The sequence below is a fragment of the Paenibacillus daejeonensis DSM 15491 genome, assembly GCF_000378385.1.
Taxonomy (GTDB): domain Bacteria; phylum Bacillota; class Bacilli; order Paenibacillales; family Paenibacillaceae; genus Paenibacillus_D; species Paenibacillus_D daejeonensis.
The window spans coordinates 47191-69502 of sequence record NZ_KB899677.1 but is presented as its reverse complement, the minus strand read 5'-3'; the positions used below and the strand labels follow the sequence as shown (position 1 = coordinate 69502).

The following is a 22312-nucleotide window of genomic DNA, read 5'->3' as shown; positions in this document are numbered from 1 at the left end:
CTGCGCTCATGGCCGTTAGAATTTCGAATCGCCAATTTGGTGCCGAATAGCTGCATATATGGCCGTTACAGCACCAGCCCCGTCTGGAATTTGATAAACCAATACCTTTACAGAGGAGTGTGTATAGATTGAACTACGACAACAAGGAAGACATTCTGCAAATCACGCCGCTATGGACCGGTGAACGGTTCGACAACGGACGCCCGAAAGTGCCTGCTGAGATTCTGGAGCGAATGCGGCGCATTACGCTGGAGGAGGCTTGGAGTCCGCTATGGCACAGGGGCTACGATTTTCAGTACCAAGGGGACTTTCGCTCCATTCATGCCGATGTGACAGTGGTTGGGCGAGCAGTAACTGCCGTGTTCGTTCCCGAGCGGCCGGATCTGAATGAGGCACTGCTGAAGCACGGGCATGAGCAAGAGGGCCGCAAAGGCTTCTTCAATCAATGGGTCATCGACAGCCTGGTAGAGGACGATGTTGTCGTCGTCGATATGTTCGACAAGATCTACAAAGGCACCTTCGTGGGCGGTAACCTGTCCACTGCGATCGCTACCCGGACGAAGCGAGGCGGCGCCGTGGTCTGGGGTGGTATGCGCGACACGCAGCAGGTCGAGAAGATCTCGTCGATCAACGTGTTCTACCGCGGCATCGATCCGACACCGATCCGCGACGTCACGATGACCGGCATGAACGTGCCGTGCCGGATCGGCAAAGCGCTCTGCCTGCCGGGCGACATCGTCATGGCGTCGTCGGCAGGGATATTGTTTATCCCGCCTCATCTGGCGGAGCTGGTTGTCGTGCTGGCGGAGAAGTCGCAGGTTCGCGACATCTTCGGCTTTGAGCGTCTGGAGGCTGGCGTCTATACGACGGCGGATGTCGATGGCACCTGGCCGCTCTCCATCTGGGAGGACTTCCTCGACTGGAGCGCATCCTCGGAGCAAGCGGAGCCATATCGTTCGCTTACTTGGGAGGAGGAGCTGGAGGAAGCGAGAGCCAGCGAAGGAAAGGGGCCGTCTAATGACGCGAGAGCTTAATCAGGAGGCGGCACGCGTGCGCAAGCCGATGCCTTATGAGCAGCGGGGCATTACGAGCAGCCGACTTGCATTCGGCTGCATGAAGCTCAGCGGCGGTCCGAAGGCGCTGCCGATATCGGAGGAAACCATCCTGCAGACGGAGCGGGCAATCGATGCGGCGCTGGAAGCGGGAATCACGATGTTCGATCATGCTGATGCCTATGCGAAGGGACAGGCGGAAGCGGTGTTCGGCGAAGCATTGCGCCGACGGCCGCAGCTGCGGGAGCAGATCACCATCCAGACTAAGTGCGGCTACCGGGTAGAGGAAGGGAAGGCCAAGCAGTATGACTTCTCAAGCCCGCATATCGTTGCCGCCGTTGACCGCAGCCTGAAACGTCTGGGCGTCGAGCGTCTGGATGTGCTGCTCCTGCACCGGCCCGACCCGCTCATGGAGCCTGAGGACATTGCCGAAGCGTTCGATCAGCTGCGTATCGCGGGCAAAGTTGCTCATTTTGGCGTATCCAATGTAGGGGCCGAGCAGATGCGCTTCCTCCAGCGGTACCTGCCAGTGCCACTGGTCGTTAACCAGCTGGATCTGAGCCTGGGCAAGCTCGACTGGCTGGACAGCGGCATCCTCATGAACCGCACGATCGCCAAGACCGTACGGTTCCCCGAGGGCACGCTTGAATATTGCCGCGCCGAGAACATCCAGCTGCAAGCCTGGGGCTCGCTGGCGCAGGGTCGTTTCTCGGGACGCGTGATGGAGAACGTCACAGAGGCAGAGCGGCAGACCACGGAGCTGGTGGGCCGCATGGCAAGCGAGAAGGAGACGACACCAGAGTCGATTATCCTGGGCTGGCTGATGAAGCACCCGGCCCGCATCCAGCCGGTAACGGGCACGTTGAACCCCGAGCGGATCCTCGCCTGCGCGGATGCTGCGCGGCAAGCCGAGCTGATGACCCGCGACGAGTGGTATGCGCTATATCAATCAAGCAGAGGAGAGGTGATTCCATGAAGAAGCTGTTGAACGACCCGGACCGTGTGGTCGAGGAGATGATTGAAGGGTATGTCGCGGCTTATCCTCACATGATTCGCCAATCGCCCAACCATCCGCGTGCGTTGATCCGCACCCGGCTGCAGCCGGGCAAGGTCGGTATCGTCATCGGCGGGGGCTCTGGTCACGAACCTGGCTTCTTGGGGTATGTAGGTGAAGGCTTCGCCGATGGCGTAGCAGTTGGCAATGTGTTCGCTTCGCCACCCCCGTCGCCGATTCTCGAGGTGACGCGCGCTGTGGAGCAGGGAGCGGGCGTGCTCTATCTCTACGGCAACTATGCTGGAGACGGTATGAATTTTGATATGAGCGCGGAGTTGGCCGAGATGGAGGGCATCCGCACCGAAACAGTTCGGGTAACGGACGACGTCGCCTCGGCTCCGCCAGCGGAGCGGGAGCAACGGCGCGGGATTGCTGGATTCGTGCTTCTATTCAAGGTGGCTGGCGCTGCAGCCGATGCTGGCTACTCCCTGGATGAGCTGGTCCGGATGTGCCGCAAGGCCAATGACCAGACTCGGACGATGGGCGTGGCACTCAGCGGCTGCTATCTTCCCTAGACGGGCAAGCAAGCCTTCGAGCTGGCGCCAGATGAGATGGAGCTGGGCTTGGGCATCCACGGTGAGCCTGGACTGTCCCGAAGCAAGCTCGCGACGGCCGACAATGTCGCCACCGAGCTGCTCCAGGCCATCCTGGCGGATCTGGACATCGCCTCGGGCGACAGGGTGGTTGTGCTTGTGAATAGCCTCGGATCGACGACGATGATGGAGCTCTACCTTGTATTCCGCAAGACGGCTCAGCTACTGGAGGAGCGGGGCATCCGCATTCATCGCTCCTATGTGGGGCCCTATGTCACCTCTATGGAGATGGGCGGCTGCTCACTGACCATTATGAAGCTCGATGACGAGCTGGCGGAGCTGATCGACCGGCCGGCGGACTGTCCGGCGCTGACCCAACGGGAAGGGAGGAGCGATTGATGCAGCTGAGCGTTCCACAGTTCATAGCGATCTTCCACCGAATTGGTAAAGCTGTTGAGGCGGAGCAGGCCTACCTGTCCGAGCTTGACCGGGTTATCGGTGACGGCGACCATGGTGTCTCTATGGCGATTGGCTGGCGCGCTATCGGGGAGCGGCTGGACCAATTGGCAGAGGTTGAAGATATCGGCACGATCGTGAAGGAGATTTCACGTGCATTCCTGGACAGCGTCGGTGCATCTGTAGGGCCGCTGTATGGCATGGGCTGGATGCGAGCAAGCGTAGTAGTTGCTGGCAAGCCGACGCTAAGCGAGGAGGAACTGGGCCAATTCTGGATTGCTGTTGTCCAAGGCATCCAGAAGATCGGCAAGGCAGAGCGTGGCGACAAGACGATGCTGGATACCTGGATTCCGATTGCTGAGGTGCTAGAGAAGGATACAGCATGGCCTGATGCCTGGGAGCAGGCGGTGTATGCTGGAAAGCGCGGTATGGAATCCACCAAGGACATGATTTCCCGCAAAGGGCGCTCCGGCCGGCTCGGCGACCGTTCCAAAGGCGGAATTGACCCGGGTGCAGCTTCTGCTCAGCTCATTTTTGCTGCTTTTGTAGAAGCCTACGCCGCCAGTAGAGGAGCGGAAGCCTCATGAGAACAATGGTCATCATTCCCCCGCTGAAGGAAGCGAGTCTGGCGAGAATCCAGGCGGTCGCGCCGGACTGCGAATTGCTGCACGGACTGGAGGGGGAAGCGCTCCGCGAGGGACTGGCGCGGGCAGAGATCGTCTGCGGCTGGAACAACGAGGTGGCAGAGGTTTGCGCAGCAGAGTCTACGCCAATCCAATGGATTCAGGTATGGGGCGCAGGGGTGGACCGGCTGCCTCTGTCGCTGCTGGCACGTCGGAACATGGTTCTGACTACGGCGAGTGGCGTGCATCCGCATCCGGTCTCGGAGACGGCATTGGCAATGATGCTGGCCTTCTCCCGCAAATTGAATGTCTCCATTCGGCAACAGATGAATCACCATTGGGAGAATCCAGGCGGTTTGACAGAGCTGCATGGCAAGACGATGGGTATTATCGGTGTAGGCTCGATAGGCGTGGAGCTGGCCCGGCTGGCCCAAGCCTTCGGGATGAAGACACTTGGCGTGCGCCGCACGGGCGCACGTGCAGAATCCGTCGACCGGATGTATGATCTGAGCGGACTCGATACCGTCCTGGCGGAGAGCGACGTCGTTGTAGCAATCATGCCACTGACGGATGAGTCGCGCCACATGTTCGGACGTGAGCAGTTTGCCATAATGAAGCCCGGTGCGGTCTTCATCAACGTCAGCCGGGGAGCGACGGTGGATACAGAGGCATTGGTTGAGGCGCTGCGCCAGGGGGAAATTGCAGGAGCAGGTCTGGATGTATTCGAGGAGGAGCCATTACCGCCCGAGCATCCGTTATGGGAGTTCTCCAATGTTATTATTACGCCGCACACTGGCGGTATGACCGACCGGTACGAGGAACGGGCGCTGGAGATTTTTGCAGTCAACCTGGAGGCTTGGGTCAAAGGGGAGAGGCTACCACTCAACCAGGTGGAGCTGAACAGGCAATACTAACCTGCCGAGAAGGAGGAATGACATGGATAGTCAGGCTGTCCTGCAGCAACTGCTCCAGCAGGAGGAAAATCTGCAATTTGAAACATTCACAAACGACACGGCCTATGAACTGGGAAGCCTTATCGTTACGCGGGCAAAACGCGAGGGCAAAGCTATCGTCGTCGATATCCGGCTGCGTGGCGAGCGGGTGTACTATACCCGGATGGAGGGCAAGTCATCCCGCAACGACGAGTGGGTGGACTGGAAAAACAATGTGGTGCAGCACTATGAGCATAGCTCCTATTACATACATCTGCTGCTCGCCGGCAGAGGGGGCACGGTGGAAGATGACGGCTTGGATCCTGAACAGTACAAAGCTGTAGGCGGCGCCGTTCCCTTGCGGATGCTGGGCGAGGGCGTGGTTGGCATAGCCACGGTGTCGGGGCTGACGGGGGAGCAGGATCACGCAATGGTCGCAGAGGCCTTGGCGGAGCTCATTCAGAAAGACGTACGACAGTAAAGAGTCATTCGCAACCCTAATTTCCACACAGAGAGACCCCGCACATCACGATCGATTTGCGGGGTCCTCTTGTTATGCATGTATACGCAATGCTCGCTAATCCAAGGTGTTGAAAATATCAAACACCAGCCACTGCTCACCAAACCAGGGTGCACCACCATTCAGCGTCAGGCCGCCAAGCGCCAGCTCGAAGCGGGTGAATTCGCTGTACCGGTCTTTGGGAAACAGGAATACCGCTAACTGCGTGGCTGCTTCATCCGTCTTGAGTGCACCGACGGGTGGCGGGACAAGATTCGGAGAAGCCAGCACCTCACCTGCAAAGTTATTCACCCGCAGCCGGGGCTCGAGCGTAGCAGTATCCAAGGTCTGCCCCGTCCGGTTTTGCACTTCATATCTGACCGTCAAAGCAATTACGCCCTCATTGCCGAAGCCCTGAAACGTGTGGGAATAATCCGGATGGATGTCCAGTTCGGCCCACTGGTAGGCCTGCAGCGTAACGAAAACGTCCTTCAGCTCCCGTTGACGGGATGGTGCTGCGGTACTGAACAGCTTTTTTTCAGCTTGACGTTCCGTGGTCAGCTTGTCGGGCAGCGGAGCAGTTTTGATACTTGGACCACTGGTATCTCGCGTATACATGCTGCCGCCAATCTGCAGCACGCGCTCATTGTGGTCCGGGCGGTAAAACATGCGTTTCTCCACCCGGCCACCGTCATGCTTCAGCAGGATGCCATAATTGATTACGGTATATGTTCCTGCGGATGCCGACTCGCCTTGTTCGGTAAACGTGCCGTCTGCCTGGAACACATACGTCTGATTGTTACTTAGGTTCCCTGCAATATTGGTCACGTAGGCTCCGTCGAGCTGCAACCGGCTTAAGGGCTCGTGGCGGACATAGGTCCTGCCGTCAAGCGTAAAGTGGTCGGCTGACAGTTGCTCGATCTTAAAGCTCTGGCCACTGCCCAGTATAAGCTGGCCGCCCTTGATCTCATAAGACTGGCATTGGCCGGCAGTACAGCGCACGGCGTCTGGTCCCTCGGGCGGCAGGCTAGTTGCGACCTGTCTGTCGTTCACAAAGTACAGCTGATCCATACACACCCCAACGCAATTCCGGTTGTCGGAGTAGTGCGTGTAACTGCGGCTATACAAGCCGCTGGGAGAAGTGGTGGTGGCGGATGTCCGGTTCCACGCGCCTTCTGTAACCTCGCGCTGGGCATCTTCCTGGCTTAACCCAATCAGCTCAATCAGCTCCTGGCTATAGACGCTGATCGTCCGAGTGTTGCCATTCCAGCCGACAGCGGCGCCAGTCGATTCACCAACGAAGCGAAGCGGGATCATCGTATGGCCGTTTACGCTGCGTCCCGGAACACTGAGGGCCAGGCGTTGGCCGTTCACCTGGGCGTGGGACTGATCCAATGTCAAGGAGAAGCGGTTATCGTCTTTGACTCCAGTGACGGTGCGTTGGGCTGCCGACCAGCTGATATCGACGCCAAGCGCCTCCAGCAGCGGTCTCAGCTGGACAAGTGTTGTCCCACGGTCGATCACAGGGTCGAGCGTGAAGACGACAGGCTCCCGGTCGACATAGACCTGAATCTTAGAGTTGGCCGATACATGTGCGGATAACATCAGGATGAGGGGGAGAGCCAATACAGTTACTAATGTGTACCAAGAATAACGAATACGCACAGTAGACTCCTTCCTTTTAACCTTTTTTTAAAAATTACCATAGTTCTCCCAGGTGCTCAATAGACCATTTGGTTGCATTTTCCAAACCAATAGTCCCAAAAGGGATCCCGATTATCCGGGAAAACAGCGTATTCTCTTTGTCCGATTTGAGTCATCATGTTAGGGTAAAGGCAAGCAGCAGTTAGAATAGGAGGAAGCCTTACCCCTGTCTTAAGGATTCACGAGCTGAGGATGTAACCGTAGTCGCTCAGCATACTTCCCTCGATTCTCCATGCGCTAACGAAACGGCTATGCCCCTCAGACGAAGGGGTGGCCGTTTTTTACAATCCTGTGCATTGTAACTGTGGCAAAATGAAGTCAGTGGAAGTTTACACGAGGAGATGAGTCGTATGAAGCCAAGGGTTACGGTACTTACACTGGGCGTTGATGATCTGGAGCGGTCGCTGCGGTTCTACAGGGAGGGACTCGGATTTCCGAGCGAGGGGATTATCGGCCGTGAGTTCGAGCATGGAGCGGTAGCTTTCTTCGAGCTGCAGGGGGGACTTAAGTTGGCGATCTGGCAGCGCAAGGATGTGGCTCATGAAGCGAAGGTGCCGCTGGGTCCGCCAAGCTCCACGGAGCTGACCATCGGACACAATGTCGGCAGCAAAGAGGAGGTTGATGCCGTCATGGCCCAGGCTGCTGAGGCCGGGGCTGTCATTACTGACCCGGCCCACGAGGCGTTCTGGGGCGGGTACTCGGGACACTTCCTCGATCCCGATGGCCATCTATGGGAAGTGGTCTGGAACCCGGCTTGGGAGCTGGACGACTAACGTCCCGGCTCCACCAGGGTCAGGTGAGCCACACCTTCGAGTGCATGCGCCAGCTCCGGATACGTGAAGCCTTGCTCAATATGCCGCACGCCGCCCGGCGCGCGGCCGGAGCAGACCTCCAGTGCCAAGGCAGCAGCGGTCAAGGCAGTAACCTCCGATTCATGGCGTCCGCGCAAGACGGCTGCGACGCTGGCAGGCTGACCATTTATGTGGCCATTCGCCTGAACGTGCAACGCATATAAGGGTTGGCCCATGCGCATCCCGCCGAAGGCGCGTACCGCCAGGGACCGACAGAAGGGCAGTCGCAACGGCAGCAGCAGACCCAGCCGTTTGGCGGCAGCCAGTAAGCCGGTCATCCAGCCCGGATCCAGGCTCAGCCGCGTGGCAACCTCCGGCACCTCCAACGTATCCGGCAGGATGTGCTGGTCGGCGAAGTTGAAACGGTAGGCGCGCTGCCTCCCGACTCCATTGCCCCAATTCACAGTTCTGCCATCACTAAGACTCACGAGCCGCCGCCGATCCCCGGTGGCGGTTCGTCCAGTCTCAAAATCCGATACAGCATTGTCCAATGTCCATTCCAGAGCGGCCTTCCCGTGTGCGTCTCCCAGCCCCAGCATAATCGTTATGTCAATGGCGGAAGTGTCATCCAGCTTGTCGCGGACCAGTCGAGCCAGCAGGTTGGTCAGGCCCGGCGCCAGACCGACGCTTAGCCATGCGGATGCTCCGTGCTCGGCCGCCAGATCATGCAGAGCCTCGACCTGCGAGAGGAAACCGTAGTCCGCTGAGATATCGATATAATGAATACCGCGTGCGAGGCAGGCCTGAGCAAAGCGTGTATCCTGCTGGTCCAGGCACATAATGATGAGCCCCGTCTCCTGCAGCAAACTTTCGGTCGGTGCCTGAGCAACGTCAAGGGCCAGGGGGAGGATGGTTCCTGCTGATGAAGCGCAGAAGGCTTCCGCGCGTTTCAGAGAACGGCCGGCGGCGATCACTTGGCCCGGGTAATGCTGTGCCAGGGTCTGGCAGATTCGTCCGCCAACATGGCCGTACCCTCCGATGACAACGATATTTTTTTTCATCCTGATGTTCCTTTCTATCCGCGAGCCATCAATCTAAGGTTCAAGCATGTCGTTTAGAATAACCAGACTTTTCTCAAAAGCTGCGATTTCCTGCTGTGTTAATTGCGACCGAAGGCGATCATAGAATTGATGATTAACGGCCAGATGGGTCTTGTAAGCCTCCTCTCCCAGGGAAGTCAGTGACAGCAGCGTGGATCGTGCATCCTCCGGATGAACGGCGCGTGCGACGAGGCTTTTGCCCTCCAGCCGCTGAATGATCTGGGTAATTGCGCCTTTGGTGACGCCCAGCCGCGTCGCTAGCTCGCTCATCAGAACAGGCGAGTCGATCCCGATGGCGTCAATCGTATGAATCTCGCTTGGTGACAGGGTGCCGGCTTGACCAAAGGTATGCGGTTGCCGCTCTAGCCGCTTGAGCTGCATAATGAGTTTGCCGAGTTCCCGGCTGCCGTTAGTGGTAGATGAATTAGGTTTAGGTGTCATGAATTTAGTTTAGTTCCTAAACTTAAGTTTGTCAAGGATGCCGCAATTGAAAAGAACCTCCGATTCAGTGGCTATGATATGTTAGAAGGTAGAATCCACATAAGCCAAACGGGAGGTTAACCTTATGAGCCGAAAAATCATTTATTCACAAATGGTTTCACTGGATGGTTACATTGAGGGTAAGGACGGTGATCTCAGCTGGAGCGAGCCGGATGAAGAGTTGTTTGCGTTTATACAAGACATGGAATCAGATGTGGATACGCATCTCTATGGCCGGCATACGTATGAGGCGATGGCGGGGTATTGGCCGCATCTGGAAGGGAATACGGCGGCTTCCGCTCGCGAGCTTGCCTTTGGACGCGATTGGGTGCAGCTGGAGAAAGTTGTATTCTCGCGGACACTGACCGAAGTACAGTGGAACACGACCCTTGTGCGCGATGAGGTCCAAAAGGCAGTAAAGCAGCTGAAAAATCGAGAGGGCGGAGATATGCTGCTCGGAGGCGCGGGGCTGGCTGCGAGTTTGATGCCGCTTGAACTCATTGATGAATACCAGATCTACTTGTTTCCTATCGTACTGGGCGGGGGCAAGCCATTTTTTCCACCGCTGCAGCATCACCTGGGGCTGGAGCTGATACAGACACGGTCGTTTGCAGGCGGCGTCGTGCTGCTGCGCTACCGGACAAGCCGGGAGGTGAGCAGCCATGGCTAAATGGATCTCACAAATGGTCGTATCTTTGGATGGAAAGGCGGAAGGAGCGAACGGATCAATCGATTGGCACCAAGTGGATGCGGATTACAACGCGTATGCTGCTGATTTACTCGAATCCGCAGAAGCAATTTTGTTTGGACGGATTACGTATGAATTAATGGCCGCTTACTGGACCACGGCCGAGGCGAAGGAGCGGGACCCCGTCATTGCGGAAGTCATGAACCGCCTCCCCAAGTATGTCATATCGCGAACGCTTAGCCAGGCCAACTGGCCGGGAACGACAGTGCTGCAGGATACGTCGGTACAGCTTGATGCTGAAATGAATAGCAATGGAAATGTAGTCATTCTGGGCAGCGGCAAGCTGGTTTCGGCCTTGTCGGCAGCCAATGCGATTGATGAGTATCAGCTCATGGTTAATCCGGTCGTACTTGCTAGCGGCCCTCCATTTCTCAGCACATTGAGTCCGAATCTGCTGCTCGACCTGGTCCGTGTCCAACCTTTTCCATCTGGCAATGTGCTACTGGTCTACCGCTCACGTAATGCGTCCCGTTGAGGGATAGAAGAGAGCAGCAAAAAAACAGATTGCGCGAAACTCTAAATGTGAGTATACTCAATATATGAGTATACTCATTTTTAGGTTACGGAGGAAGACATGGGACTGCGGGAACGGAAGAAAGAAGAGACGAGAAAATCCATTCTGGCTCAGGCAGGCAAGCTGTTTGAGGCAAGGGGATACCAACAGGTTACGACAGCTGAGATTGCGAAGACAGCAGGCATTGCTGAGGGTACCTTGTTTAACTACTATCGCAGCAAAGGCGAGTTGTTCGTGGCAGCAATGATGCCTGAGCGCGAAGGAGCCTCCGAAGCACCGGCTGTGCTAGAGACGGTTAGTAGCCAGCATCTGACAGCGGCAATCGTAAGCATGCTTGGACAGGAGCTGGCTATGCTGCAGCGCGTAAGCCGCAGCTTGCTGCAGGACTATTTTTCCCTGGTGTATAGCGGAGCCTCGCGTGATAGCTTGGATGCCCGGGCCGGCCTGTTCGCGGCAGACGATCGGATGCTGCAGCAGCTCCAGGCATACCTGGAAGAGCAGAGAGCAGCACATCCCATGGCGTTGAATAAGCTGGATGTGCCGCTGGCGTCGGCTTGCATCTTTGGCTGTGTGGTGACCCTGCTCTCGCAGTATGTCATGGTCGAATCGTGGTCTTATGAGACACTGCTCGAGTCGATGACAGACCAGATCGACTTTATCTTGACCGGTCACGTATGACAGACAAGCAAGCTCCAGAGACAGGCCCTTGGGCGGCCTATCTGCGTAGTGTGCTGGAGGGCTTATTTTTTTGGCATAAAAATGAGTATCCTCATTAATTGTGGATAGGGGTGTTCCATGAATCAGCAGCCTCGAATCGATTGGCATTACGAAGGCAAAACAGATTATTCGGCGGGCACAGGCGCCACCCCAGCTGAGCGTCGGCTCAGCCTACTGGCAGCCCTGATTGTTCCAATCTTCGTTACGGCAGGCTTATGGAGAGGCGAGGTCTTGTGGACAACCGCCCAGACAGTCGTCGCGCTGCTCCTTGCTGCGGACATTAGCGGTGGGCTAGTTGCCAATGCACTCAACTCTTGCAAACGATTCTATCATACGCCGCCCAAACCGCATGAGGGTCTGACGGGCAGACTGCTCAAGCATCCGGTATGGTTTGGTGTGCTGCATGTTCATCCGATTGTTGTCGGTCTGTGGCACGGACAAGGGAACTGGATCTACGCCGCCTGTTGGTATGCGTTCTACCTGATTTCATTGGCCGTAGTACTGCGGACACCGCTGTACCTCAAGCGTCCTGTTTCGATGCTGCTTATCCTGCTGGCTTTTCTGGTGAACAGTTATATTCTGGATCCGGTTACGGGATTCGAGTGGCTGATGCCATTATTATTTATAAAAATCATCTACGGACATCTCGTCCGCGAGGAGCCTTATCGCAACTGAACAACGATAAGAAAGCAATTGACTAGAGGAGGAAGCAGACATGAAGACGATGCTGCGCATGATGGAGCATATGCATTGGGCCAACGCTGAAATTCTTGATGTCGTGGAGAAGAATGGGGTAGATGATCCCGACATCCTGCGGCTGTTGAGGCATATGGCGATCGCCGAGCAAGTCTGGCTCATCCGGCTAAACGGCGGGAGCAGCAGACACCTGCAGTTGTGGGAGGCGGGCGATGCGACTGAGGTAGCCGCCTTAATGCGGGCCAATGACCGTGGGTACAGGGACTATATGGCGCTCCTAACCGAAGCAGATCTTGATGGAACGATTGCCTACACCAACCAGCAGGGGACGCCGTTTGAAATGCCGGTTCGGGACATCCTCATCCATGTTACGCTGCATGGCCAGTATCACCGGGGGCAGGTTAACCGAATGCTGGTCTCCGGGAAGGTGCAGCCGGTTGTCTTCGATTTTATTGCCTTTGCGAGGTTATAACACTGAATTATCAAGAGAATGCTTGACTCTTCCCCTACGTAAGATGCTAAATTACAACCAGAACAGGGGGAACTCATCATGAAAATGAAAGACGTGTGCAAGAAAACCCAGCTGACGGAGCGTACGGTCAGGTACTACGTCGAGCGGGAACTCATCTCGCCGGCTTCTGAGGTGGCAGGGGGTAGGACCTATCTTTCCTTCACCGAGCAAGACGTGGAGCAGTTGCTCGCCATCGCTGAACTGCGAAAACTCGAATTCGGCATTGAAGAAATAATTCGCATGCAACATTCGCCGCCGAGATTGGAGCGATCGTAGAGCATCGCCGAAATGCACTTCTGGAAGAGTTAACGACCAAGCAGGAGATGCTACAGGCATTAGAAGCTGTACAGCACTTGTCATTTTCAAACACCAGAGAGCTGGCAGAGCATTTAACGGCAGTTCCCGGACAGCGGAGCCTGCCGGAGAGCGACATCTACCCGAACTTCTCGCGCTTTGATCCAGAAACTGGCTTATGCCGATTTGAAGGACGGGATGCCGACTATTCAGCAATTAGGCCCCGTCTTCCAAATGAATCGGATGCAGGAACTAGTCGTCCAGGTGTTTGAACCGCTCGATGGCGATCAAAAGACGTTCAACGATTTGATAATCGCCGGACCTGCAGAAACGAGAGAAGAGGCAACGGCGATCGTTGACAGTGTCAGCAGGAACAGCGAACGCGGGCTGTTGTACGGTATAAAATAAATGAATATACGAGCCCTCGTTTAGCAGATTAACTATCGAGGGCTCTTTCATGAAAACATGCAATTTTCCTATGATTTTCCCACTAATTTCCTAAGTAGTTTTCGGAAGGAAGAGAGCGGTATACTCTTGTGGTAACGCTTACAGAAAATCGATGAATGGAGGAAATAGTGATGAAAATCTCGATTAGGCGGAAAAGGTTTGTCCGAGTAACGGCGATCCTTGTATTGATTCTGTCGCTGTCGGCAACGGGAGCCTATGCAGAGAGCAACGGGACGCAAACCGGTTCGGCGAGCAAAGCCGCTGCCAAGCAGAATATCGCAGATTATGCTGCAGCTATGCAGCCTGGATGGAACCTGGGCAATACCTTTGATGCAGTGGGACTGGGTGGGAGTGCCGATCCTTCTGCAGAAGACGAGACGGCTTGGGGAAATCCGAATGTCACGGAAGAATTAATCCAGCACATCGCAGCGGAAGGCTTCAAGAGCATCCGAATTCCGGTCACCTGGGAGCACAAGATGGGACCCGCACCAGACTATTCCATCCAGCCTGCCTACATGGAGCGGGTTGAAGAAGTGGTGGACTGGTCACTGGATGCCGGACTGTACGTGATGCTGAATCTGCATCATGATTCCTGGCGCTGGATTAATGGCATGGGCGATAACCGTGCCGATGTCGTGAACCGGTACAATGCCGCTTGGACCCAGATCGCTGAACGCTTCAAGGATCATCCGCGCGAGCTGATGCTGGAGAGCATCAACGAACCGCAATTTAGCAGTCCGGGTGCCAGCGGCGAGCAGGAAATGCTCGATGCCCTGAATGCCTCTTTCTATGACATCGTTCGGAACTCGGGCGGTAACAATGATACGCGGCCATTGGTCCTGCCGACCATGCATACGTCCTCCGATCAGGAGCATGTCGATGCCCTGTATGATTTTATTGCCGATCTCGACGATCCGAACCTGATTGCGACCGTGCATTTTTATGGTTTCTGGCCGTTCAGTGTCAACATTGCAGGGTACACGACCTTTGAAGAGGATTCCAAGAACCATCTGATTGAGCAGTTCGACCGTGTCCATGACAAATATACAGCAGAGGGGATTCCCGTGGTTATCGGCGAGTTCGGACTGCTTGGCTTCGACCAGCATACCGGCACGGTACAGCAGGGCGAGAAGCTGAAGTTTTTTGAATACATGATCCATTACGCGCAGACCAAAGACCTGATCCACATGCTGTGGGACAATGGCCAGCACTACAACCGCCGTACGATGGAGTGGAATGATCCACAGCTGGCTGCCATGATGAAGGCATCGTGGGATGGACGCTCTGTAACGGGGGAGACGGATATGATCTTTGTCCGCGAGGGCAGTGAGCCGACTCGTGTCCGTATTCCAATGAACGTCCATGGTCAAACCCTGATTGACTTATCCATTGGTGACAGGGTCCTGATTGCAGGTCCAGAGTATACGTATTACAAAAACCGCCTCACGTTCCAGCCCGGCTTGCTGCAGGAGCTGACCGCAGACGGCGACTATGGCGTAAATGCCGAGATTACCGCCCGTTTTAGCTCTGGGGCCGACTGGACCTTCCAAGTCGTGTTGTTCGATGCACCTGAGCTAAGTGCTGCATCAGGCACGACGGAAGCCTTTGCGATTCCTGCAGTTTTCAACGGTGACCAGCTAGCGACGATGGAAGCCAAGTATGAAGACGGCAGCAACGCGGGTCCACAGAATTGGACATCCTTCAAAGAATTTTCTTACACCTTTGAGCCTGATTACGAAGAGGGTGAGATTGTTCTGAAGCCGAATTTCTTCAAGGAAACGAACGATGGAACCGTCCATCTGACGTTCCACTTCTGGAGCGGTGAAACCTTGGAATACACCTTGATTAAAGCGGGAGCTCAGGTGACCGGTACGCCGTAGGATTGCTGATCTGAGATGCCTGTCTGCGGAGAACTTGGTTAATTCTGTGAAAATGTTAATCTTATGGACAACTAGCGCTGTGCTATAATCGTTTCTATGAATAATGACATAGGCATATCGACCCAGAAGAAGTGTTGGGAGGTACATATGATCATAGGAACGATTAATCAGCGGGGCATGTTGCTTGCCCTTGCATGCTTGCTGTTGCTCAGCACGGTGACATTCGCAGGGATTGCACAAGAAGCGGCCGCTTCTACGCAGACACAGATTCGTGTGGATGGCGAGACGGTAAGGCTACCTAGCTCGGTCTTTTACAGGGAAGGTAGGATGTATGTCCCGGTTGCCCCGATTGCGGAGCAATTTGGTGCAGCAGTGAGCTGGGACAGCAAGGATGAGGAACTGACCGTTCAGACAGTCGTGAAGGAAAAGATTATTTTGGGTAACGGCGTTCCCGTTGTTTATCTGAATGATGAGCGGCTGGTCATGGAGGCGGCGCCCATCCTCTCGAGTGGTCGCTTGTATGCACCACTTCGGCAGTTGACGGAGCTGTTGCATGGGCAGATGCACTATGATGCTGAAGCGGATGTAGCTCTATTGACTCGGTTGAAGGCGGTTGAACTGAGTGAGGAAGATACCTTGGATGCGATCAGTAAGGCTTACGGGTTGACTCGTCAAGAACTGTTAAAGCGCAATGGATTGTCCGGCGCAAGTAACCCGGAACAGGGTACGATGTTGAAGGTGGTTGTTCCATCGTTCTGGGATCAGCGGGCAAAGCCTTACACGGAGACTGATTACCAGCTGCTCGCCAAGATTACGATGGTTGAAGCAGGCTACGAGTCCTATGAAGGACAGCTGGCGATTGCCAACGTGATCCTCAACCGGGTGGCGCACAAGCAATTCCCTGATACGATCCGTGGCGTCATCTATGCCGGCAAGCAGTTTCCGCCAGCGCATAACGGATTGCTGGACAAGAGCAAGCCGCATGCAAGCGCACTTAGAGCGGCGAAGGACGCACTTAATGGCAAGAATAATGTGCCGGGTGCTGTCTATTTTCACAATCCTGATGTGACGCGCGGTTCATTCTGGTCTGGTCTTACAACGGTAACAACAATCGGCAATCATCGCTTTGCCAAATAAATAGTAGAGAAGCGCGTGCTCGATGGTGGGTACGCGCTTCGTCGTGTCTGCTGGAGAATAAGAGCGGGGGTGCAGGCGACGGGCTCTAAGATTCGCAAAAACCAAATGTTGAAAAAGCGGCCCGCTCGTTGGAAGCAACGAAGCGGGCCGCGCGTCTTTTTTAAGGTCAGGCGATGTAAAATAGGATACCTTGCCGGTTCTCGGCAGCCTGACGGTAATAAGCAGTCAGTTGGGTGAAATAGTCATAGATATAGGAGAGAAACTCGTCCTCATCCTCATCATCCATGACAGGGTACACTTGCTCCTTCACAGGATTATTTAGCGCAAAGCGTTCCTGGAAGTCGTCCTTGGTCACCTGTGCCAGGGCGGCAGAGGCTTCCGCTACCTGCTCGGGAAGCAAATAAAAAGCCCCGTAATCCCCATAATCCAGTAGCCGTTCTCCGTGCATCGGAACAGCATACGAGATGGGACCCTCTCCTCCGCCAAGCTTCCCCGTCAATACATAGCCCAGGGCTTGCCAGGCTTTATCGATATCCAGTTGGTTCTCCCGTTCGTATAGCTCCATGTCATCCGGCAACAGCTGTCCGTCAGCCAACTGCTGTGACTCGTCTCTGCTGATGGCGGTGTAGATACCGATCATTCCCACGCTGTATTCCTCCTATTGGATAAGGAAATTACTGTCCCCAATTTGAATATCATCGAATGAACCGTTGCTTTGAACAAAGAAAAGCTCACGCTCTATCCGCCCATCGCGATAGGCGAACACAATCGTGTTGCCCGTGATGCGGTAGGAGCCTTTGGTCGATGCACCCGCAGCGCCAGTCGTTGGTGCGCCGCCCTGCACAGAGCCAATCATGATGCTGTCACTGCTGAAGGTGCCGTTGGCCTGGAGCTTAAGAGTTGTGCTCCAAGAGGTAGAGCCTGCTGATATGCCAACAAGACCAAAAAAGCCACGATTAATGTAACTGCCAGACAGCTTCAAATCATTGCTGACGGGTTTCACGCGTTCCATTTCCACATCGTTGATGAACAGCTTGCCGTTCTTGCGTTCGATGGTGTACGATGCGCCACCAGCAATCGTTAACTTGCCGCCGCTGATGGTATAGCTGCTGCATTTGTCTTTGGCACAGTCGATGGTTTCAGGTCCGCCGTTCGCTGGCGTGCCGACGACCACACGCTTGCCGGAGAGAAACGTGTACAGATCCCAGCACATGCCGCCGCACTCAGAGCCGTCATTGTCGGGACGGAATCCATAATACATGCCTTGCAAATTGTTCAGATCCACGCTGTCGGAGGTCGCTGGCTTATAGACACCACTGCCCTTGGGAGCAGCGGGTACCGGGATCGGAGGATTCTCGGCCGCTTGTGCATCATGGATGGCTTTAAATTCGGCAATCTGGTCGGCAATGACCTTGTTCGCCTGTTCCTTCGTGAGACCTTGCGTTGCGAGATACGCATCTGTATAGATCAGAATCTCCGGCGCATAGGGGTTCCAGGCGACCAGTGCCCCGGTGGACTCACCGACAAAGCGCAGGGGCACCAGCGTGCTGCCGCCCCTTACCTGAGGGGCGAGACTGAGCTGCAGCGGCTGCCCGTTCACGGTGGCTTGCTTGCTGCCCACGGTCAGAACAATCGTCAGACCTTCCTTCTTGCCGGTTACCACCTTCCGCTCGTTGTTCCAGTCGACGGACATGCCCATCGCCTCAAACAGCGGGCGGAAGGGGACCAGCGTCGTTCCGTTATCAATGATGGGATTAGGGCTGAATTGAAGCTGTTTATCATCATACTTCACCTTAATTGGGTTGGTGGCTGCCTCAGCCGAGGCGGAAGACAGGGCGGCAACAAGCGTGAGCAGCATTGCTGCAGCAGCCACATAGAAGAGGGTGCGCAGTTTTTCTTTTCCGAAATAAACCGTATGCATGGGGTTCCTCCCTTATTTAAAAATTAGTTGATCTATAGAAATATAAACGAATTTTGGTAATTCAAACAGGGACGAGAGGAACAATTTTCTAGAATTCATACCTTAGCCCTAATTAGTTGCGTGTAGGAATGGGAATAGCTATAGCTATTGATGATAATAAGAAAATATATGAAGGCGCATACATTAAGTTAGGTTATCTTACATTTAGTTTCGGATTGTGGATGATGTTGTCCGATTTTGGGATTTTAATGGCTGTGAAGCCTGATAAAATGAGGATATACCAGTGATGAGGGGGATTTCACAATGAAAAAACGATTAACGGTGTCACTATTAATTACATGTATGGTTGCAATGTTAGCCGCATGCGGCGGAGGCTCCGGCTCCGAGGGCAGCGGGTCAGGGAGCTCGAACAAATTGGTGGTGTACACGCCAAATAGCGAGGACATGATTAATGCACTGGTTCCTGTGTTCGAGAAAGAAACCGGCATTAGTGTGGAGCTGGTTTCCGCTGGCAGTGGCGAGCTGATCAAGCGTCTGCAATCCGAAACCAATAATCCTTATGGTGATGTGATGTTCGGCGGAGCGTATGCCCTGTACATGGCCAATGCCGAACTGTTCGAGGAATATGTGTCGCCCAACGATCAATATCTGCTGGAGGGTCATCGCAATACAACTGGCATTATGACCTCTTACGTGTCGGACGGTAGCGTCTTGCTCGTCAACACCAACCTGGCTGGCGACATTCCGATCGAAGGTTACGCCGATCTGCTCAATCCGGCACTGAAAGGCAAGATCGCCACTGCGGATCCAGCCAACTCCAGCTCGGCCTTCGCTCAACTGACGAATATGCTCCAAGCCATGGGCGGGGATTATACCTCTGATGCAGGATGGGATTATGTCGGTGACTTGATCGAGAACCTCGACGGCAAGATTGCCAGTGGCTCCAGTGCAGCACACAAGAGTGTCGCTGATGGAGAATATGTAGTGGCTCTGACTTATGAAGACCCGGCTGCAAGCTATGTCAGCAATGGTGCACCGGTGCGTGTCGTCTATCCCAAAGAAGGCGCTGTATTCCTGGATGCGGTAGCCGGTATTGTCAAAGGGGCGAAGAACCTCGATAATGCCAAGCTGTTCATTGACTTCATCATCTCCAAGGAAGCACAGGATGCGCTGGGAACACAAACGACCAACCGTCCGCTGCGGATGGATGCGCAATTGGCCGACTTCATGACGCCGATCAGCGATATTCATGTTATCGAGGAAGATGATGAATATGTCCGCGACCACAAGGCCGAAATCGTCGAGCGTTATACCGACCTGTTCACCAGCCGCTCCTAGTCCTACAGAAAGCAGGTAGATGTTCATGAGTGTTGCCATTCATTTTAAAGATATTGTGAAAAAATATGAAGATACAGTGGTCATCCCCGAACTGTCGCTGGATATCCGGGAGGGTGAATTCTTCACCCTGCTCGGCCCCTCCGGCTGCGGCAAAACAACGCTGCTGCGGATGATCGCGGGCTTCAACAGTATTGAGGGCGGGAGCATCGCTTTCAATGATAAAGTTATCAATAACGTGGCGCCGAGCAAACGGAATATCGGGATGGTGTTCCAAAATTATGCGATCTTTCCGCACCTGAGCGTAGCCGGCAATGTGGCGTTTGGTCTGCAGAATCGCAAAGTGCCAAAGCCGGAAATGAAACAGCGGATCGATGACATCCTCAATGTTGTCCAAATCAGCCAGTACCGCGAACGGATGCCCAAAAATCTTTCCGGCGGCCAGCAGCAGCGTGTCGCACTGGCAAGAGCGATAGTAATCCGACCGGATGTTCTGCTCATGGATGAGCCGCTCTCCAACCTGGATGCCCAGCTGCGCATCGAGATGCGTAACGCCATCAAGGAAATCCAGCAGGAAGTGGGCATCACCACCGTCTATGTAACTCATGACCAGGAGGAGGCAATGGCGGTATCCGACCGGATTGCTGTCATGAAGTCTGGGATTATCCAGCATGTGGGTACACCGCGGGATATCTACCAACGGCCAGCCAATTTATTCGTCGCTACCTTCATTGGCCGGACAAACATTATCAATGCAGAGCTATCAGGGGAGTCCGCTGCCCCGCTGCTGCGTATCGGATCCGGTTATGCGGAGCAGCTGCCGCCGATTCCAACGGGTATTCCACGCGTGTCGCAAGAACCCCTACCGGTGAAATTATCTGTACGTCCGGAGGAATTCATTCTCTCCGAGGATGGTACGGGACTGCCCGGACGCATCGTCAGCAGCATGTTCCTCGGGCTGCACACCCATGCCCATGTGGAGCTGGAGAGTGGCCAGCGGATCGAGATGATCGAGCAGTCGACGCATGGTCAGGAGCTGGCGCAGGGCGACCAGGTTCGCCTCAAGATCGATACGCGCAAGATCAATGTTTATGACGAAACGGGCGAAGTAAATCTCACGGCAGGAGCAAGACCATGAGCGGGGTCAGAAGGTGGGATATCTGGACGCTCATTACGACACTGATCTTCATCGGATATTTTGTGTTTTTGGCGCTGCCGCTCTTCATGCTGCTCATCAACAGCTTCTTCGATGGCACGACCGGTGAGTTTTCCCTCGCCTATTTCCAGAAGTTTTTCAGTCGCGCCTATTATATGAATGCCGTGTGGAACAGTATCAAAGTGACTGTCAGCGTTACGCTATTATCCGTTCTCATCGCAGGCCCACTTGCCTATATCATGTCAACCATCCGCATCAAAGGGAGCGGGACGATCCGTATTCTGATTCTGATCTCCTCGATGTCCGCGCCGTTCATTGGCGCGTACGCCTGGATTTTGCTGCTCGGCCGCAATGGTGTCATCACCGGTTTCTTCCGCGACGTCTTCGGTCTGCAGCTGCCGGATATCTACGGCTTCAGCGGCATTCTGCTGGTCCTTACGCTGCAGTTGTCGCCGCTTATCTTCATGTATGTGTCCGGAGCGCTCAAGAATGTCGACCACTCCTTGATGGAGGCGGCCGAGAGTATGAATTGCACCGGCATTCGGAAGATGTGGAAAGTACTAGTCCCGCTAATTACCCCAACCTTGCTGGCCGGTGGGCTGCTCGTGTTCATGCGCGCTTTTGCCGACTTCGGTACACCGATGCTGATCGGGGAAGGCTACCGTACAGTGCCGGTACTCATATTCAATGAGTTTATCAGCGAAGTGGGCGGGGACGACGGTTTTGCAGCTGCGATCAGTGTCATCGTCGTGCTGTTCGCGACAGCCGTCTTCCTGATTCAGAAGTATATAGCCAATCGCAAGTCCTTCAGTATGAGCGCACTCAATCCCATTGAGCCGCAACCGCGTAAAGGATGGGTTAACGTCCTGGCGCATACCGTTGTCTATGGATTCACAGCGATCGCCATGATGCCGCAGGTCTATGTAGCGTATACATCCTTCCTCAAGACGTCAGGCCGTATTTTCGTCGACGGGTACTCCCTGGATAGCTACCGTGATGCCTTCTCCAAAATCGGGGATTCGATCTTTAATACGTTCATGCTGGCGGGAATCTCCATTGTCATTATTATTCTGGCAGCTGTGCTGATTGCCTATGCGACGGTCAAAAGAAAAGGAGCGGTCGCTGGCGTGCTCGACACGTTCACCATGCTTCCTTATATTGTCCCGGGTTCGATCCTGGGCATCGCGCTGCTCGTTACCTTCAACAAACAGCCGCTCGTCCTGAGCGGTACAGCAGCCATTCTTATCATTGCTTTCGTTATTCGCCGCTTGCCGTATACGATTCGCTCCAGTGCTGCGGTCCTGCATCAGGTCAATGACAGCATTGAGGAGGCTGCGATCAGCCTGGGCGCCTCAACGATGAAGACCTTCTTCAAGGTGACTGTGCCGATGATGATATCCGGTGTCATTGCGGGCGCCATCCTGAGCTGGATCAGTATTATTACCGAGCTCAGTACGTCGATCATTCTCTATACTGGCCGTACCCGGACGATGACGGTTGCCGTCTATACGGAGGTCATCCGGGGCAATTATGGCGTCGCTGCGGCGTTGTCGACGATGCTGACGGTCATTACGGTCATTTCTTTACTCATCTTCTTCAAGCTCTCGGGCAAGAAGGAAGTTACCATGTAATTCCAGGCCGGCCTCCCGTGGGAGTGTCGGTTTTTTTCTATAGGCCATGCTATACTGTTTTGTATACAAATAGGATAGAGATTCAGCTGACGGGGGGCGGG

Annotated in this window: 23 protein-coding genes and 1 pseudogene; 19 read left to right on the top strand and 5 right to left on the bottom strand. The window is 54.8% G+C overall.

Annotated features, from left to right (window positions below; genetic code table 11):
• The first annotated feature begins 128 nt into the window (after positions 1–128).
• The 6 genes and pseudogenes from F556_RS0129850 to F556_RS0129825 all read left to right on the top strand — a co-directional run bounded on the left by F556_RS0129850 (position 129) and on the right by F556_RS0129825 (position 5131).
• The gene (locus tag F556_RS0129850) at positions 129–1034 is read left to right on the top strand and encodes an RraA family protein (protein ID WP_020620678.1); all 906 of its coding nucleotides are present in this window, start codon (positions 129–131) and stop codon (positions 1032–1034) included.
• Entirely contained in the window at positions 1018–2028 is a 1011-nt protein-coding gene (locus F556_RS0129845; RefSeq protein WP_020620677.1) for an aldo/keto reductase, read from the top strand. Before F556_RS0129850 ends, F556_RS0129845 begins: the two co-directional genes overlap by 17 nt.
• Positions 2025–3038 (top strand): annotated as a pseudogene (locus F556_RS35630) (dihydroxyacetone kinase subunit DhaK). The gene F556_RS0129845 and the pseudogene F556_RS35630 overlap by 4 nt, the downstream one beginning before the upstream one ends.
• Positions 3038–3682 carry a dihydroxyacetone kinase subunit DhaL gene (gene dhaL, locus F556_RS0129835; RefSeq protein WP_020620674.1) on the top strand — a complete coding sequence of 215 codons (645 nt, stop codon included), beginning with the start codon at positions 3038–3040 and terminating at the stop codon, positions 3680–3682. Before F556_RS35630 ends, dhaL begins: the two are co-directional and overlap by 1 nt.
• The gene (locus tag F556_RS0129830) at positions 3679–4632 is read left to right on the top strand and encodes a D-2-hydroxyacid dehydrogenase (protein WP_020620673.1); all 954 of its coding nucleotides are present in this window, start codon (positions 3679–3681) and stop codon (positions 4630–4632) included. The genes dhaL and F556_RS0129830 overlap by 4 nt, the downstream gene beginning before the upstream one ends.
• Positions 4633–4654: 22 nt before the next feature.
• Complete coding sequence (locus F556_RS0129825; protein WP_020620672.1) at positions 4655–5131, top strand: heme-degrading domain-containing protein; 477 nt, start codon at positions 4655–4657, stop codon at positions 5129–5131.
• A 96-nt stretch (positions 5132–5227) separates the two neighbouring features.
• On the opposite strand, the gene F556_RS36775 is transcribed toward F556_RS0129825, so the two are convergent.
• Positions 5228–6814, bottom strand: coding sequence for a copper amine oxidase N-terminal domain-containing protein (locus F556_RS36775; protein WP_020620671.1), 1587 nt, complete (start codon positions 6812–6814; stop codon positions 5228–5230).
• Between the two features lie 389 nt (positions 6815–7203).
• Here F556_RS36775 and F556_RS0129815 point away from each other — a divergent pair, with 389 nt between their 5' ends.
• Entirely contained in the window at positions 7204–7626 is a 423-nt protein-coding gene (locus tag F556_RS0129815) for a VOC family protein (RefSeq protein WP_020620670.1), read from the top strand.
• Here the strand turns inward: F556_RS0129815 and F556_RS35620 are convergent.
• Together F556_RS35620 and F556_RS0129805 are read right to left on the bottom strand one after the other, a co-directional pair.
• The gene (locus F556_RS35620) at positions 7623–8705 is read right to left on the bottom strand and encodes a saccharopine dehydrogenase family protein (RefSeq protein ID WP_020620669.1); all 1083 of its coding nucleotides are present in this window, start codon (positions 8703–8705) and stop codon (positions 7623–7625) included. The genes F556_RS0129815 and F556_RS35620 overlap by 4 nt on opposite strands.
• A gap of 33 nt (positions 8706–8738) precedes the next feature.
• Positions 8739–9185, bottom strand: a complete 447-nt coding sequence (locus tag F556_RS0129805; protein WP_020620668.1) for a MarR family winged helix-turn-helix transcriptional regulator — start codon at positions 9183–9185, stop codon at positions 8739–8741.
• A gap of 124 nt (positions 9186–9309) precedes the next feature.
• On the opposite strand from F556_RS0129805, the gene F556_RS0129800 reads away from it, so the two are divergent.
• The 9 genes from F556_RS0129800 (at position 9310) to F556_RS0129760 (ending at position 16168) form a co-directional block, all read left to right on the top strand.
• Complete coding sequence (locus F556_RS0129800) at positions 9310–9894, top strand: dihydrofolate reductase family protein (protein ID WP_020620667.1); 585 nt, start codon at positions 9310–9312, stop codon at positions 9892–9894.
• Positions 9887–10447, top strand: a complete 561-nt coding sequence (locus F556_RS0129795; RefSeq protein ID WP_020620666.1) for a dihydrofolate reductase family protein — start codon at positions 9887–9889, stop codon at positions 10445–10447. The genes F556_RS0129800 and F556_RS0129795 overlap by 8 nt, the downstream gene beginning before the upstream one ends.
• A 99-nt stretch (positions 10448–10546) precedes the next feature.
• Positions 10547–11164 carry a TetR/AcrR family transcriptional regulator gene (locus F556_RS36770; RefSeq protein WP_020620665.1) on the top strand — a complete coding sequence of 206 codons (618 nt, stop codon included), beginning with the start codon at positions 10547–10549 and terminating at the stop codon, positions 11162–11164.
• A gap of 117 nt (positions 11165–11281) precedes the next feature.
• Positions 11282–11878 carry a hypothetical protein gene (locus F556_RS0129785; protein ID WP_020620664.1) on the top strand — a complete coding sequence of 199 codons (597 nt, stop codon included), beginning with the start codon at positions 11282–11284 and terminating at the stop codon, positions 11876–11878.
• A 40-nt stretch (positions 11879–11918) separates the two neighbouring features.
• Entirely contained in the window at positions 11919–12371 is a 453-nt protein-coding gene (locus F556_RS0129780) for a DinB family protein (protein WP_020620663.1), read from the top strand.
• Between the two features lie 78 nt (positions 12372–12449).
• Positions 12450–12686 (top strand): MerR family transcriptional regulator, encoded by a 237-nt coding sequence (locus tag F556_RS0129775; RefSeq protein WP_020620662.1) that lies wholly within the window; start codon positions 12450–12452, stop codon positions 12684–12686.
• Positions 12687–12863: 177 nt separating this feature from the next.
• On the top strand, positions 12864–13112 hold the full coding sequence (locus F556_RS0129770; protein WP_020620661.1) for a hypothetical protein: 249 nt from the start codon (positions 12864–12866) through the stop codon (positions 13110–13112).
• A 170-nt stretch (positions 13113–13282) separates the two neighbouring features.
• Positions 13283–15031: a cellulase family glycosylhydrolase gene (locus tag F556_RS0129765; protein WP_020620660.1), complete on the top strand. Its 1749-nt coding sequence runs from the start codon at positions 13283–13285 to the stop codon at positions 15029–15031.
• A gap of 147 nt (positions 15032–15178) precedes the next feature.
• Complete coding sequence (locus F556_RS0129760; RefSeq protein ID WP_020620659.1) at positions 15179–16168, top strand: cell wall hydrolase; 990 nt, start codon at positions 15179–15181, stop codon at positions 16166–16168.
• A gap of 166 nt (positions 16169–16334) precedes the next feature.
• Here the strand turns inward: F556_RS0129760 and F556_RS0129755 are convergent, their stop codons facing one another.
• Both F556_RS0129755 and F556_RS0129750 read right to left on the bottom strand, forming a co-directional pair.
• Positions 16335–16808 (bottom strand): YfbM family protein, encoded by a 474-nt coding sequence (locus tag F556_RS0129755; protein WP_245583162.1) that lies wholly within the window; start codon positions 16806–16808, stop codon positions 16335–16337.
• A gap of 18 nt (positions 16809–16826) precedes the next feature.
• The gene (locus tag F556_RS0129750; RefSeq protein ID WP_020620657.1) at positions 16827–18089 is read right to left on the bottom strand and encodes a copper amine oxidase N-terminal domain-containing protein; all 1263 of its coding nucleotides are present in this window, start codon (positions 18087–18089) and stop codon (positions 16827–16829) included.
• Between the two features lie 303 nt (positions 18090–18392).
• On the opposite strand from F556_RS0129750, the gene F556_RS0129745 reads away from it, so the two are divergent.
• Genes F556_RS0129745 through F556_RS0129735 form a run of 3 tightly spaced genes read left to right on the top strand, consistent with a single transcriptional unit; the run spans position 18393 to position 22211 of the window.
• On the top strand, positions 18393–19427 hold the full coding sequence (locus F556_RS0129745; protein WP_020620655.1) for an ABC transporter substrate-binding protein: 1035 nt from the start codon (positions 18393–18395) through the stop codon (positions 19425–19427).
• Between the two features lie 25 nt (positions 19428–19452).
• Positions 19453–20562, top strand: a complete 1110-nt coding sequence (locus F556_RS0129740; protein ID WP_026297576.1) for an ABC transporter ATP-binding protein — start codon at positions 19453–19455, stop codon at positions 20560–20562.
• Complete coding sequence (locus F556_RS0129735) at positions 20559–22211, top strand: ABC transporter permease (protein WP_020620653.1); 1653 nt, start codon at positions 20559–20561, stop codon at positions 22209–22211. The genes F556_RS0129740 and F556_RS0129735 overlap by 4 nt, the downstream gene beginning before the upstream one ends.
• The last annotated feature ends 101 nt before the right edge of the window (positions 22212–22312 follow it).

What these genes read in the sequence shown, in the direction of transcription:
- dhaL (WP_020620674.1), top strand. Translation starts at nt 3,038, where the DNA reads ATGCAGCTGAGCGTTCCACAGTTCATAGCGATCTTCCACCGAATTGGT.
- F556_RS0129805 (WP_020620668.1), bottom strand. Translation starts at nt 9,185, where the DNA reads ATGACACCTAAACCTAATTCATCTACCACTAACGGCAGCCGGGAACTC.
- F556_RS0129780 (WP_020620663.1), top strand. Translation starts at nt 11,919, where the DNA reads ATGAAGACGATGCTGCGCATGATGGAGCATATGCATTGGGCCAACGCT.
- F556_RS0129800 (WP_020620667.1), top strand. Translation starts at nt 9,310, where the DNA reads ATGAGCCGAAAAATCATTTATTCACAAATGGTTTCACTGGATGGTTAC.
- F556_RS36770 (WP_020620665.1), top strand. Translation starts at nt 10,547, where the DNA reads ATGGGACTGCGGGAACGGAAGAAAGAAGAGACGAGAAAATCCATTCTG.
- F556_RS0129735 (WP_020620653.1), top strand. Translation starts at nt 20,559, where the DNA reads ATGAGCGGGGTCAGAAGGTGGGATATCTGGACGCTCATTACGACACTG.
- F556_RS0129765 (WP_020620660.1), top strand. Translation starts at nt 13,283, where the DNA reads ATGAAAATCTCGATTAGGCGGAAAAGGTTTGTCCGAGTAACGGCGATC.
- F556_RS35620 (WP_020620669.1), bottom strand. Translation starts at nt 8,705, where the DNA reads ATGAAAAAAAATATCGTTGTCATCGGAGGGTACGGCCATGTTGGCGGA.
- F556_RS0129825 (WP_020620672.1), top strand. Translation starts at nt 4,655, where the DNA reads ATGGATAGTCAGGCTGTCCTGCAGCAACTGCTCCAGCAGGAGGAAAAT.
- F556_RS0129760 (WP_020620659.1), top strand. Translation starts at nt 15,179, where the DNA reads ATGATCATAGGAACGATTAATCAGCGGGGCATGTTGCTTGCCCTTGCA.
- F556_RS0129845 (WP_020620677.1), top strand. Translation starts at nt 1,018, where the DNA reads ATGACGCGAGAGCTTAATCAGGAGGCGGCACGCGTGCGCAAGCCGATG.
- F556_RS0129830 (WP_020620673.1), top strand. Translation starts at nt 3,679, where the DNA reads ATGAGAACAATGGTCATCATTCCCCCGCTGAAGGAAGCGAGTCTGGCG.
- F556_RS0129775 (WP_020620662.1), top strand. Translation starts at nt 12,450, where the DNA reads ATGAAAATGAAAGACGTGTGCAAGAAAACCCAGCTGACGGAGCGTACG.
- F556_RS0129815 (WP_020620670.1), top strand. Translation starts at nt 7,204, where the DNA reads ATGAAGCCAAGGGTTACGGTACTTACACTGGGCGTTGATGATCTGGAG.
- F556_RS0129750 (WP_020620657.1), bottom strand. Translation starts at nt 18,089, where the DNA reads ATGCATACGGTTTATTTCGGAAAAGAAAAACTGCGCACCCTCTTCTAT.
- F556_RS0129740 (WP_026297576.1), top strand. Translation starts at nt 19,453, where the DNA reads ATGAGTGTTGCCATTCATTTTAAAGATATTGTGAAAAAATATGAAGAT.
- F556_RS0129755 (WP_245583162.1), bottom strand. Translation starts at nt 16,808, where the DNA reads ATGATCGGTATCTACACCGCCATCAGCAGAGACGAGTCACAGCAGTTG.
- F556_RS0129795 (WP_020620666.1), top strand. Translation starts at nt 9,887, where the DNA reads ATGGCTAAATGGATCTCACAAATGGTCGTATCTTTGGATGGAAAGGCG.
- F556_RS0129785 (WP_020620664.1), top strand. Translation starts at nt 11,282, where the DNA reads ATGAATCAGCAGCCTCGAATCGATTGGCATTACGAAGGCAAAACAGAT.
- F556_RS0129745 (WP_020620655.1), top strand. Translation starts at nt 18,393, where the DNA reads ATGAAAAAACGATTAACGGTGTCACTATTAATTACATGTATGGTTGCA.